Annotated in this window: 12 protein-coding genes; 5 read left to right on the forward strand and 7 right to left on the reverse strand. The window is 56.9% G+C overall.

The features are described from left to right. The first annotated feature begins 31 nt into the window (after nt 1-31). Nucleotides 32-2,173, forward strand: coding sequence for a TonB-dependent siderophore receptor (locus tag PUP35_RS18545; RefSeq protein WP_274240865.1), 2,142 nt, complete (start codon nt 32-34; stop codon nt 2,171-2,173). An 83-nt stretch (nt 2,174-2,256) separates the two neighbouring features. On the opposite strand, the gene parE is transcribed toward PUP35_RS18545, so the two are convergent. Genes parE through nudF form a run of 5 tightly spaced genes read right to left on the reverse strand, consistent with a single transcriptional unit; the run spans nt 2,257 to nt 6,665 of the window. Next, nucleotides 2,257-4,149: a DNA topoisomerase IV subunit B gene (gene parE / locus PUP35_RS18550; RefSeq protein WP_111963285.1), complete on the reverse strand. Its 1,893-nt coding sequence runs from the start codon at nt 4,147-4,149 to the stop codon at nt 2,257-2,259. Between the two features lie 28 nt (nt 4,150-4,177). Continuing rightward, nucleotides 4,178-4,759, reverse strand: coding sequence for an esterase YqiA (gene yqiA / locus PUP35_RS18555; protein WP_047173609.1), 582 nt, complete (start codon nt 4,757-4,759; stop codon nt 4,178-4,180). Continuing rightward, a complete protein-coding gene (gene cpdA, locus PUP35_RS18560; RefSeq protein WP_274240868.1) occupies nt 4,759-5,586 on the reverse strand; it encodes a 3',5'-cyclic-AMP phosphodiesterase in 828 nt (275 codons plus the stop codon). The genes yqiA and cpdA overlap by 1 nt, the downstream gene beginning before the upstream one ends. Nucleotides 5,587-5,613: 27 nt before the next feature. Next, on the reverse strand, nt 5,614-6,036 hold the full coding sequence (locus PUP35_RS18565; RefSeq protein ID WP_014833293.1) for a DUF1249 family protein: 423 nt from the start codon (nt 6,034-6,036) through the stop codon (nt 5,614-5,616). Further along, entirely contained in the window at nt 6,033-6,665 is a 633-nt protein-coding gene (gene nudF / locus PUP35_RS18570) for an ADP-ribose diphosphatase (RefSeq protein ID WP_008502974.1), read from the reverse strand. The genes PUP35_RS18565 and nudF overlap by 4 nt, the downstream gene beginning before the upstream one ends. A 204-nt stretch (nt 6,666-6,869) precedes the next feature. On the opposite strand from nudF, the gene tolC reads away from it, so the two are divergent. The 3 genes from tolC (at nt 6,870) to PUP35_RS18585 (ending at nt 10,370) form a co-directional block, all read left to right on the forward strand. After that, complete coding sequence (tolC, locus tag PUP35_RS18575) at nt 6,870-8,348, forward strand: outer membrane channel protein TolC (RefSeq protein WP_111963287.1); 1,479 nt, start codon at nt 6,870-6,872, stop codon at nt 8,346-8,348. A 190-nt stretch (nt 8,349-8,538) separates the two neighbouring features. Further along, nucleotides 8,539-9,207, forward strand: a complete 669-nt coding sequence (locus tag PUP35_RS18580) for a DUF1190 family protein (RefSeq protein WP_048028997.1) — start codon at nt 8,539-8,541, stop codon at nt 9,205-9,207. A 2-nt stretch (nt 9,208-9,209) separates the two neighbouring features. After that, the gene (locus PUP35_RS18585) at nt 9,210-10,370 is read left to right on the forward strand and encodes a glutathionylspermidine synthase family protein (RefSeq protein ID WP_274240874.1); all 1,161 of its coding nucleotides are present in this window, start codon (nt 9,210-9,212) and stop codon (nt 10,368-10,370) included. 92 nt (nt 10,371-10,462) lie between these two features. Here the strand turns inward: PUP35_RS18585 and ygiD are convergent, their stop codons facing one another. Next, nucleotides 10,463-11,251, reverse strand: a complete 789-nt coding sequence (gene ygiD / locus PUP35_RS18590; RefSeq protein WP_115876291.1) for a 4,5-DOPA dioxygenase extradiol — start codon at nt 11,249-11,251, stop codon at nt 10,463-10,465. A gap of 196 nt (nt 11,252-11,447) precedes the next feature. Between ygiD and zupT the strand changes: the two genes are divergently transcribed. Further along, the gene (gene zupT, locus PUP35_RS18595; RefSeq protein WP_024906487.1) at nt 11,448-12,221 is read left to right on the forward strand and encodes a zinc transporter ZupT; all 774 of its coding nucleotides are present in this window, start codon (nt 11,448-11,450) and stop codon (nt 12,219-12,221) included. A 32-nt stretch (nt 12,222-12,253) separates the two neighbouring features. Here the strand turns inward: zupT and ribB are convergent, their stop codons facing one another. Then, the gene (gene ribB / locus PUP35_RS18600) at nt 12,254-12,907 is read right to left on the reverse strand and encodes a 3,4-dihydroxy-2-butanone-4-phosphate synthase (protein ID WP_028017147.1); all 654 of its coding nucleotides are present in this window, start codon (nt 12,905-12,907) and stop codon (nt 12,254-12,256) included. Nucleotides 12,908-13,001: the final 94 nt, after the last annotated feature.

Raw genomic sequence — 13,001 nt, forward strand, 5'->3', positions numbered from 1 at the left:
ATTCGCGGGATATTTCGGGATAACAGATGTAATGGCTACGTTCACACCTTCACTCTCTGGGGTAAAAGGGCGCGCGCTCTTTTCCCTGCTGTTTATGGCGCCGCTGGTTCAGGCAGCAGATAACACCGCGGCTAAAGACGGCGAAACGCTTACCGTCACCGCCGATCCAAATACGACGGCGGAGGCCACCAACGGCTATCAGCCGCTGAACACCTCCACCGCGACGTTAACCAACATGCCGATGCTGGACATCCCGCAGGTGGTCAATACCGTCAGCGACAAAGTGCTGGAGGATCAAAATGCCACCACGCTGGATGAAGCTCTGTACAACGTCAGCAACGTGGTGCAGACCAACACCCTGGGCGGTACGCAGGATGCCTTCGTGCGCCGCGGATTTGGCGCGAACCGCGACGGCTCGATCATGACTAACGGCCTGCGCACCGTCCTGCCGCGCAGCTTTAATGCCGCAACCGAGCGCGTGGAGGTGTTGAAAGGCCCGGCCTCCACGCTGTACGGCATTCTCGATCCGGGCGGCCTGATTAACGTCGTCACCAAACGCCCTGAGAAGACCTTCGGCGGTTCAATTTCTGCCACCTCTTCCAGCTTTGGCGGCGGTACCGGACAGATCGATGTTACTGGCCCAATTGACGGCACGCGTCTGGCGTATCGCCTCACGGGTGAGTATCAGGACGAGGATTACTGGCGTAATTTTGGCAACGAACGCAGCACCTTTATCGCCCCGTCCCTCACCTGGTTCGGCGACGACGCCACCGTGACCGTGCTCTATTCGCATCGCGACTATAAAACGCCGTTCGATCGCGGAACGATCTTCGATCTCAACACCAAAAAGGCCGTCGACGTCGATCGCAAAACCCGCTTTGATGAGCCGTTTAACGTGACCGACGGCCAGTCCGATCTCGCTCAGCTCAATGCGGAATATCGCCTCAACAGCCAGTGGACCGCGAAGTTTGACTATAGCTACAGCCAGGATAAATACAGCGATAACCAGGCACGCGTGATGGCCTACGATTCAAAAACCGGCAACCTGACCCGCCGAGTGGATGCGACCCAGGGCTCGACACAGCGTATGCACACGACGCGCGCGGATCTGCAGGGGAACGTGGACATCGCGGGCTTTTACAATGAGATCCTGACCGGCGTGTCGTATGAGAATTACGATCTGCTGCGCACGGACATGATCCGCTGTAAGAACGTTAAGGATTTCAATATCTATCATCCGACGTATGGCAAACTCGGCAAATGCACCACCGTGTCGGCGTCCGACAGCGACCAGACGCTGAAGCAGGAAAGCTACTCTGCCTATGCGCAGGACGCGCTGTACCTGACCGATAAGTGGATTGCCGTCGCAGGCATGCGCTACCAGTATTACACCCAGTACGCGGGGAAAGGCCGCCCGTTCAACGTCAACACCGACAGCCGCGACGAACAGTGGACGCCGAAGCTGGGGCTGGTTTATAAGCTCACGCCAGCGGTCTCGCTGTTTGCCAACTACTCGCAAACGTTTATGCCGCAGTCGTCCATTGCGAGCTACATCGGCGATCTGCCGCCGGAAACGTCGAATGCTTACGAAGTGGGCGCAAAGTTCGACCTGTTCGACGGCGTTACCGCCAATATCGCGCTGTTTGATATCCACAAACGCAACGTGCTGTACAACGAAAGCGTGGGGGGGGAAACCATCGCCAAAACGGCGGGCCGCGTGCGCTCCCAGGGCGTGGAGGTGGATCTGGCCGGTTCACTGACCGAGAACACCAATATTATCGCCAGCTATGGCTACACCGACGCGAAGGTGCTGGAAGATCCGGACTACGCGGGCAAACCGCTGCCGAACGTGCCGCGCCATACCGGCTCCCTGTTCCTGACCTACGATATTCACAATGCGTTTGCCGGTAATACCCTGACGCTGGGCGGCGGCGGGCACGGCGTAAGCCGTCGTTCCGCAACCAACGGTGCGGATTATTATCTGCCGGGCTATTTCGTGGCGGATGCGTTTGCGGCGTACAAGATGAAGCTACAGTATCCGGTGACGCTGCAGGTGAACGTGAAGAACCTGTTTGATAAAACCTACTACACCTCATCTATCGCCACCAACAATCTGGGTAATCAGATTGGCGACCCGCGCGAAGTGCAGTTTACGGTGAAGATGGAGTTTTGATGTAAAAAAGCCCGGTGGCGCTAACGCTTACCGGGCTTACGATCCATTCCCTCTCGCTGTGGCAGAGGGTTAGGGTGAGGGCATCAGGCCTCAATATCCGCCATATCGCCTTTCTCCTGCAGCCAGTTACGACGGTCTTCCGAACGTTTCTTGGCAAGGAGCATATCCATCATGGCGTTGGTCTGCTGTTCGTCTTCGTCGCTGATCGTAAGCTGCACCAGACGGCGCGTGTTCGGATCCAGCGTCGTTTCGCGCAGCTGCATCGGGTTCATCTCGCCCAGCCCTTTAAAGCGCTGAACGTTAGGTTTGCCCTTCTTGCGCTTCAGCTGTTCCAGCACGCCCGCTTTTTCTTCTTCCGTCAGCGCGTAGTAAACCTCTTTGCCGAGGTCGATACGATAAAGCGGCGGCAGCGCCACGTGGACGTGACCATTTTTAACCAGCGTGCGGAAGTGCTTCACAAAAAGCGCGCACAGCAGAGTGGCGATGTGCAGACCATCGGAGTCCGCATCCGCGAGGATACAGATCTTGCCGTAGCGCAGCTGGCTCAGATCGTCGCTGTCCGGATCGATACCGATCGCCACCGAGATATCGTGGACTTCCTGCGAGGCCAGCACTTCGTCTGAAGAGACCTCCCAGGTGTTCAGGATTTTCCCCTTGAGCGGCATGATCGCCTGATATTCACGGTCGCGCGCCTGCTTGGCCGATCCGCCCGCTGAGTCCCCTTCCACGAGGAACAGCTCGGTACGGTTGAGATCCTGCGCGGTACAGTCCGCCAGCTTGCCCGGCAGCGCAGGGCCGCTGGTCAGCTTTTTACGCACCACTTTCTTCGCGGCACGCAGACGACGCTGGGCGCTGGAAATCGCCATTTCAGCCAGCATCTCTGCTGCCTGAACGTTCTGGTTCAGCCACAGGGTAAACGCATCTTTCACCACGCCGGAAACGAACGCCGCGCACTGGCGTGACGACAGACGCTCTTTGGTCTGACCGGCAAACTGCGGATCCTGCATCTTCACGGAGAGCACGTAGGCGCAGCGGTCCCAGATATCTTCCGCCGACAGCTTCACGCCGCGCGGCAGGATATTGCGGTATTCGCAAAATTCGCGCATCGCGTCCAGCAGTCCCTGACGCAGCCCGTTGACGTGGGTACCGCCGAGCATGGTTGGGATCAGGTTGACGTAGCTTTCGGTCAGCAGTTCGCCGCCTTCCGGCAGCCACAGCAGCGCCCAGTCGACCGCTTCGGTATCGCCGCTAAAGTTACCGACGAACGGTTTTTCCGGCAGCGTCGGCAGGCCGTTTACCGCTTCGCACAGGTAGTCGTTCAGGCCATCGGCGTAGCACCAGGTCTGCTCGGTATTGTTGACGTTATCCTTAAAGGTAATTTCCACACCCGGACACAGCACCGCTTTGGCTTTCAGCAGGTGCGTCAGGCGGGATACGGAAAAGCGCGGGCTGTCGAAGAAGCTTTCGTCAGGCCAGAAGTGGACGCTGGTGCCGGTGTTGCGTTTGCCGCACGTGCCGACAACCTGCAGATCCTGCACCTTCTCGCCGTTTTCAAACGCGATGTTATAAATCTGGCCGTCGCGACGGACGTTTACTTCCACGCGCTTGGACAGGGCGTTCACGACGGAAATCCCCACGCCATGCAGGCCGCCGGAGAACTGGTAGTTCTTGTTGGAGAACTTACCGCCCGCGTGCAGACGACAGAGGATCAGCTCAACGGCAGGCACGCCCTCTTCCGGATGGATATCCACCGGCATGCCGCGCCCGTCGTCGATGACTTCCAGCGACTGATCGGCATGCAGGATAACGTCAACGCGTTTGGCATGGCCCGCCAGCGCTTCGTCCACACTGTTATCAATAACTTCCTGGCCCAGATGGTTTGGGCGCGTTGTATCGGTGTACATCCCCGGGCGGCGGCGAACCGGCTCAAGCCCGGTGAGGACCTCAATGGCATCAGCGTTATAGGTTTGCGTCATGATTTAAACTAGCAATTCGCATTGATTGTCAGTGGCTGTGCAGTCCAAGAAAATCGACAATCTGGGTGAAATGATTCTCAAAGCCCGTGAAAGCATGGTTTCCGCCCTCTTCTATAGTCTGGCGGCAGGAGGCGTAATACGCCACTGCCTGGCGGTAATCCAGCACTTCATCACCCGTCTGCTGCAACAGCCAGATGAGATCCGGCGCCTCAAGCGGGTCGACCTGCATAACTTTGAGATCGTAAATATGGCGTGACTCTAGCACATATTGCTGCCCGGTGTAGGGGTTCTCGTTTTCGCCAAGAAAGTCCCTCAGCAGCTCAAATGGCCGAACCGCCGGATTAACCACAACGGCAGGTAGCATGAAGCATTGTGAGAGCCAGGTGGCGTAATACCCGCCCAGCGAGGAACCGACCACACCGAAGGTTTCGCCGCCGTGCGCAAGCACAATCGATTCCAGCATCTCCGCGGCCTCTGCCGGGTAAGGCGGCAGCTGAGGGATAATCATCTCAACGTCGGGGTGATGCTCGCTCAGCCACTGGCGAAACAGTGTCGCTTTTGCGGAGCGCGGCGAGCTGTTGAATCCGTGCAGATAAAGGAGCGTAGACATCAATAGCCTTCTGAAGCGGTATCCGGGCGGAATTTTGCACCGGTCAAACGGCAGACTTCCGTGGTCAGCGTGCCGTCGGCATGCAGTTCCAGCCAGCGCCAGCCTGGCGCAATGGTATCCAGCGTAAAGTTGGCGCAGTGCGGCTTAAACTGAACGCAGGTCGACGGCGTCGCCAGCATGCGGCGCCCGTTCCAGTCGAGATCCTGTTCCTGGTGAATATGTCCACACAGCAGGTTTTTCACTCGCGGGAACTTCGCCAGCACGCGATCCAACGCTGCGGAGTTGCGCAGACTGTGCTGATCGAGCCAGCTACAGCCCGCCGGCAGAGGGTGATGATGAAGCAACAGCAGCGTGTGACGTTCAGGTTCAGCAGCCAGTTTGGTCTCCAGCCAGTCGAGCTGAAACTCGCTTAACTCACCGTGCGGGACGCCAAACACCTGGCTGTCCAGCAGCAGGATCTGCCACTGGTCACTCGCAAAAACACATTTCGCCGGAGAAATACCCGCATCCTGGAGAGAACTGTACATAGCGGGCTGGAAGTCATGATTTCCTGGCAGCCAGACGCAAGGCACGCTAAAGCTCGCGATGCCTTCAGCAAAATGCTGGTAGGCCGCGGAAGATTGGTCCTGCGCCAGATCGCCCGTTGCGACAATCAGATCGCATGCACGGTTTTCGGCGTGAATGGCGCTAAGTACCGCCTGATAACTCTCCCAGGTATTCACCCCCAGCAGCGTTTCATGCTTTTCGGCAAAAAGGTGGGTATCGGTGATTTGTAATATCCTGACTGGCGCCCCACCAGCAACAGTCAGGTTCAACAGGCTTTCCAAATGGTGTCCTTAGGTAGGTTTATGACGCTAACAAACCGGAATCGCCATTGCTCCATGTGCTAAACAATATCTTAGCCAGTCGGCTAAAAACTGGTTAATTTGATGCTTTTCGTCGCGTTGATGCAACTTTTTATTCGGGTAATCATACCGCGCCTTGAAGCGAAAGATCTGCTGGCTTGAACACACTTCAGCGACCATCGCGTCGTGATAGAGGCGTACCGTCATCGACGGCAGGCTCCAGTAGCTAATGCTGGGTGCCGTTTGCTCAATTTCCACCAGCGTAGTGTAGCGCGTTGATTCTGTTATCGTTAAACGATACTGCGCGTTGCTCACCTGATAGCTTACCGTTTCGCCGGGTGCGTCGTTTTTCGGCAGCAGGCGGCGCAATTGTGCGAAATTGGTTTCGCACAGGCGCATCATTTCTGGGAAGTCAGGCGTATAGCGCTTCATTTTTTCCACTCGTTTCGTAATGTCTGATAATGCAGCTGCAGCCATTGCAGGGCGATGACAGACGCTGCGTTGTCGATTTTCCCCTCTTCTACCCACTGATAAGCCTGTTCCCGGCTCACCACATGAACCCGAATATCTTCGTTTTCATCTGCCAGACCGTGGATCCCTTCCGCCGTCGTGGCGTCCACTTCACCCACCATAATGGACAAGCGCTCGCTGGTACCTCCCGGGCTTGCCAGATAGCTCAGCACCGGTTTTGTGCGGCCCACCACCAGCCCGGCCTCTTCCAGCGCCTCGCGTCGGGCGACGTCTTCAACCGTCTCACCCTCTTCGATCATCCCGGCCACCATTTCCAGCAGCCACGGGCTCTCACTGACGTCATAAGCGGCGATGCGGATCTGCTCCACCAGCACAACTTCGTCACGCACTGGGTCAAAGGGTAGCAAGACTGCCGCATGCCCGCGCTCAAAAATTTCGCGTCTGATTTCGCCGCTCATTTCCCCGTTAAACAGACGATGCCTGAAACGGTAAAGATCCATTGAAAAAAAACCGCTATAAAGCGTTTCTCGTGCAATAATTTCTACATCGTTTTTGGCGAATGTCACGGGCAACTTTTCTGGTTTTTGCATGAGTCGAGTCCTGGTAGCAATGGTGATGAAATTGTGAATTTCAAGGCTGTTTGGCTGCCGTTTGTAAGGCTATATGGTAGATTGGTGCAAATTACCGCCAGATGGCACGTAACGCCAACCTTTTGGTGTGGATGAATCTGTTAGAATCGGCAATTATTTTTTAATTAGATCAGCGCTAATACTGCTTCACAACAAGGAATGCAAATGAAGAAATTGCTCCCCATCCTTATCGGCCTGAGCCTGACGGGCTTCAGTGCAATGAGCCAGGCGGAAAACCTGTTACAGGTCTACCAGCAGGCACGTCTGGGCAACCCTGATTTACGTAAATCAGCGGCCGATCGTGATGCTGCGTTTGAAAAGATTAACGAAGCTCGTAGCCCCTTGCTGCCACAGTTAGGTTTAGGTGCAGATTATACCTACAGCAACGGTTTCCGCGACGCTAACGGCGTAAACTCCAATGCTACCAGCGCCTCACTGCAATTAACACAGACGCTGTTTGATATGTCCAAATGGCGTGCCCTGACCCTGCAGGAAAAGAGCGCAGGCATCCAGGATGTGACCTATCAGACCGACCAGCAGACGCTGATCCTGAATACTGCCACGGCGTACTTCAACGTGCTGAGCGCGATTGACGCACTCTCCTACACCGAAGCGCAGAAACAGGCCATTTACCGTCAGTTAGATCAAACCACCCAGCGCTTCAACGTGGGCCTGGTCGCGATCACCGACGTGCAGAACGCCCGTTCACAGTACGACACCGTGCTGGCTAACGAAGTGACCGCGCGTAACAACCTCGACAACGCGCTGGAATCCCTGCGTCAGGTCACCGGCAATTACTATCCTGAGCTGGCCTCCCTGAACGTCGACAGCTTCAAAACGGATAAGCCGCAGGCCGTTAACGCCCTGCTGAAAGAGGCGGAAAACCGCAACCTGACGCTGCTGCAGGCGCGTTTGAGCCAGGACCTGGCCCGCGAGCAAATTCGTCAGGCGCAGGACGGCCATCTGCCAACCCTGAGCCTGAGCGCGTCTACCGGTGTCTCTGATACAACCTACAGCGGCTCTAAAACCAATACGTCCCAGTATGACGACAGCAATATGGGCCAGAACAAGGTGGGCCTGAGCTTCTCCCTGCCGCTGTATCAGGGCGGTCAGGTCAACTCCCAGGTGAAACAGGCGCAGTACAACTTTGTTGGCGCGAGCGAGCAGCTGGAAAGCGCCCACCGCAACGTGGTGCAGACCGTGCGTTCCTCCTTCAACAACGTGAACGCCTCAATCAGCAGCATCAACGCCTATAAACAGGCCGTTGTGTCTGCACAGAGCTCCCTGGACGCGATGGAAGCAGGTTACTCGGTCGGTACACGTACTATTGTGGACGTGCTCGATGCGACCACCACGCTGTACAACGCGAAACAGCAGCTCTCCAGCGCGCGTTACCAGTACCTGATTAACCAGCTGAACATCAAACAGGCTCTGGGTACGCTGAACGAGCAAGACCTGCAGATGCTGAACAGCGCGTTGGGCAAACCGGTCTCCACCTCTCCGGACAGCGTTGCACCGGAGAACCCGGAGCAGGTTGCCGCGGTTGATAACTTCAACGCTAACGGCACTACCCCTGCTGCACAGCCTGCTGCCGCGCGAACCACAGCGCCTGCCAGCAAGAGCAATAATCCGTTCCGTAACTAAGAGTGTCATCAGGCCCACTGCGGCCTGATGCCTTCACTCCAGCCCTCTTCCACAGGGAGAGGGCGCATCTGAATCACATCCGAACGTAAGTCAACGTAAAGATCCCCCTGATTCCGCCCCTCTTCGCTTCATTTTCAACCACTCATCCTCTATCCTGAGCGTTATTACCACTGGGTCCTGGAAGACAAAGATGAAACGGACAAAAACGATCAATCACGCGTCGTTCCGCAAGAGCTGGAACGCGCGTCACCTCACCCCTGTTGCGCTGGCGGTCACGGCTGTCTTTATGCTGGCAGGCTGTGAGAAAAATGACGAAACGGTTTCGCTGTATCAAAACGCGGACGACTGTTCTGCCGCAACCGGCAAAGCCGCCGAATGTAAAACGGCTTACACCAGCGCGCTGAAAGAAGCGGAACGTACCGCGCCGAAATATGCCTCACGCGAAGACTGCGTGGCGGAGTTTGGTGAAGGTCAGTGCCAGCAGGCACCGGCTCAGGCAGGCACCGCACCTGAAAATCAGGCGCAGGCGCAGTCCAGCGGTAGCTTCTGGATGCCGCTGATGGCAGGCTACATGATGGGCCGCCTGATGGGCGGTGGTGCAGGTTACCAGCAGCAGCCGCTGTTTAGCTCGAAAAACCCGGCCAGCCCGGCTTACGGTCAATATACCGATGCCAGCGGCAAAGGCTACGGCGCAGCGACCCCTGGCCGCACCGTGACCGTACCGAAAACGGCGATGGCGCCGAAGCCTGCGACCACCAGCACCATCACCCGTGGCGGGTTCGGTGAGTCTGTGGCGAAGCAGACCAGCATGCAGCGCAGCGCGACAGGCACCTCCTCTACTCGCTCAATGGGCGGCTGATCATGGAACGAGTCAGTATCACCGAGCGCCCGGACTGGCGCGAAAAAGCCACCGAGTACGGTTTTAACTTCCACACCATGTACGGCGAGCCGTACTGGTGTGAAGACGCCTATTACAAGCTCACGCTGGCCCAGGTTGAGAAGCTGGAAGAGGTAACGGCCGAGCTGCACCAGATGTGCCTGAAGGTGGTGGAAAAGGTCATCGACAGCGACGAGCTGATGGCAAAGTTCCGCATTCCAAAGCACACCTGGAGCTTTGTCCGCCAGTCGTGGAAAACGAATCAGCCTTCGCTTTACTCTCGCCTGGATCTGGCATGGGACGGCAAAGGCGAGCCTAAGCTGCTGGAAAACAACGCCGATACCCCAACGTCACTGTACGAAGCGGCGTTCTTTCAGTGGATTTGGCTGGAAGACCAGGCCAATGCCGGAAACCTGCCGGAAGGCAGCGACCAGTTCAACAGCCTGCAGGAAAAGCTGATCGAGCGCTTCGCCGAGCTGCGCGAGCAGTTTGGCTTCAACCTGCTGCATCTCGCCTGCTGCCGCGACACGGAAGAAGACCGAGGCACGGTTCAGTATCTGCAGGATTGCGCCGCTGAAGCGGAGGTGGCGACCGAGTTCCTCTATATCGAGGATATCGGCCTCGGTGAAAAAGGTCAGTTCACGGACATGCAGGACCAGGTGATCAGCAACCTGTTCAAGCTCTACCCGTGGGAATACATGCTGCGCGAGATGTTCTCCACCAAGCTGGAAGATGCTGGCGTGCGCTGGCTTGAGCCGGCATGGAAGAGCATTATCTCCAACAAAGCCCTGCTGCCGATGCTGTGGGAGATGTTCCCGAACCATCCGAACCTGCTGTCGGCGTACTTTGCAGAAGATGATTACCCGCAAATGGAGAAGTACGTCGTTAAGCCGATCTTCTCCCGCGAAGGCGCGAACGTGTCGATTATCGAAAACGGCAAGACGCTGGAAGCGGTTGAAGGGCCGTACGGCGAAGAAGGGATGATCGTCCAGGAGTTCTATCAACTTCCAAAATTTGGCGACAGCTATACGCTGATTGGCAGCTGGCTCATCAACGATCAACCTGCCGGAATTGGCATTCGCGAAGATCGCGCGCTGATCACGCAGGATCTGTCGCGGTTCTATCCGCACATTTTCGTGGAGTAAGACTGCGGCCTGATGCCCTCACCCCAGCCCTCTCTACAGGGAGAGGGTGGAAAGACTAAAAACGGCAACCTGACGTTGCCGTTTTGCTTTTATTATCCCACCTGCACCGATAGCATACTCAAACTGCCCATCTCAATACCGTCGACCGGGATCGTCACCGGCTCCTGACCATCCCACGCGCCAAGTACGTACAGCAGCGGCAGGAAGTGCTCCGGCGTCGGGTTAGAAAGCGAACCGCCCTCATGATCCAGATAGTTCACCAGCGGATGCGCCTCAGCCGGCCCCTGCCAGGTCAGGTTCGCTTTAACGTAGTCGTTAAAGGCGGTCGCCCACGGGTACGGCGTGTTCTCACCGTGCCAGCGTGCGGTACGCAGGTTATGCACCACGTTGCCGCTCGCCACCAGCATGATGCCTTCATCACGCAGGGTCGCCAGCTTGCGGCCCATCTCCAGATGCCAGGCGGCCGGTTTGGTGCTGTCGATGCTCAACTGCACCATCGGGATATCCGCATCAGGATACATTTTAATAAGCACGCCCCAGGAGCCGTGGTCAAAGCCCCAGGCCTCTTTATCCAGCGTCACAGGGACAGGCGCCAGCAAATCCACCAGCCTTTGTGCCAGCTCGGGCGAGCCGGGGGCCGGATAATGCGTGTCGTAAAGCGCCTGCGGGAAGCCGCCAAAATCATGAATGGTTTTTGGCGCTTCCATGGCGGTCACGCCCGTCCCACGGGTAAACCAGTGCGCAGATACCACCACGATCGCTTTCGGACGCGGTAGCGTCTCGCCCAGATGACGCCAGGCGCGGGTATAGACGTTGTCTTCAAGAACGTTCATAGGGCTACCGTGGCCTAAAAACAGGGCTGGCATACGTGAAGAAGTCATGGTGATATCCTTACGGAAGGTGTCAATTTAATGGTGCTACATTACGCGCAATCCGGCAAAGATGAACGCAGATAAGCGTGAAGATCATCATCAGGAAATTTGAATGTAAGGAATGTGTAAAGCCGGGTTTTCCCCCTCGCTTTGCCAGAAATGAATAATTTATATTAATGAGAATCATTATCATAAGGAGCAATGCATGTCAGTCCCTCTGATCCTGACCATACTGGCGGGCGCCGCGACCTTCATCGGCGCGATCCTCGGCGTGCTCGGCCAAAAGCCCTCTAACCGCGTGCTGGCCTTCTCACTGGGCTTTGCTGCCGGGATCATGTTGCTCATCTCCCTGATGGAAATGCTCCCTGCCGCGCTGGGCACGGAAGGCATGTCTCCGCTGCTGGGCTACGGCATGTTTGTCTTTGGCCTGCTGGGATACTTTGCCCTCGATCGGATGCTGCCGCACGCGCATCCGCAGGATTTAATGCAGAAAAACGTGACGCCCATGCCGCGCAATATCAAGCGTACCGCCGTGCTGTTAACGCTTGGCATCAGCCTGCATAACTTCCCGGAAGGGGTCGCCACCTACGTGACGGCCAGCAGCAATCTTGAGATGGGCTTTGGCATCGCTCTGGCGGTGGCCTTACACAATATTCCTGAAGGACTGGCCGTCGCTGGGCCCGTGTATGCCGCAACGGGATCGAAACGCACCGCTGTGTTCTGGGCGGGTATTTCCGGGATGGCCGAAATCCTTGGCGGCGTGCTGGCCTGGCTCATCCTCGGTAGCCTGGTCTCTCCGGTAGTGATGGCAGCGATTATGGCAGCGGTAGCCGGGATCATGGTTGCGCTTTCGGTGGATGAACTGATGCCGCTGGCGAAGGAGATCGATCCTAACAACAACCCCAGCTATGGCGTGCTGTGCGGAATGTCGGTGATGGGATTAAGTCTGGTTCTGCTGCAGACCGCAGGAATCGGGTAAAAAAACGCCGGGACATCCCGGCGTTTTTATTATCAGCTGGCTTTGCGCTCGTGCGCCTGGCGATACTCGACCAGATCTTCAATCGTGACCACCGGCATGTTGTGCAGACGGGCAAAGGTGATGCACTCCGGCGCGCGCGCCATGGTGCCGTCATCGTTGGTCAGTTCACACAGCACACCGGCAGGTTTGAAGCCCGCCAGCGTCACCAGGTCGATCGTCGCTTCGGTGTGACCACCGCGGGTCAACACGCCGCCCGCCTGCGCGCGCAGCGGGAAGACGTGGCCTGGACGATGCAGATCGGATGGCTTCGCATCATCAGCAATGGCGGCACGTACGGTAGTCAGACGGTCAGCCGCAGACACACCGGTGGTCACGCCATGCGCCGCTTCAATGGTCACGGTAAAACCGGTACCAAAGGCGCTGGTGTTGTTTTCGACCATCATCGGCAGCTCGAGCTGCTTACGACGATCTTCGGTAATACACAGGCATACGATGCCGCTGCCGTGACGGATGGTCAGCGCCATCTGTTCAACGGTCATGTTTTCGGCGGCGAAAATCATGTCGCCTTCGTTTTCACGGTTTTCATCGTCAAGCACCATCACACCGCGGCCTTCGCGCAGTGCATCCAGTGCATGTTCAACACGTTGAGTTGAAGTGCCAAAAGAGGAAAGTAGCGTCTGATTCATGGTAAAAAAACCTCATTAACATTATGGTTACCAGAATCAGGGCAGTCTTAGGAGCGCCGTATAAGCGGCAAAAAGATAACGTGAGCGGGCCCAT

This window comes from Enterobacter sp. S-33 (assembly GCF_028735835.1).
Lineage (GTDB): Bacteria > Pseudomonadota > Gammaproteobacteria > Enterobacterales > Enterobacteriaceae > Enterobacter > Enterobacter vonholyi.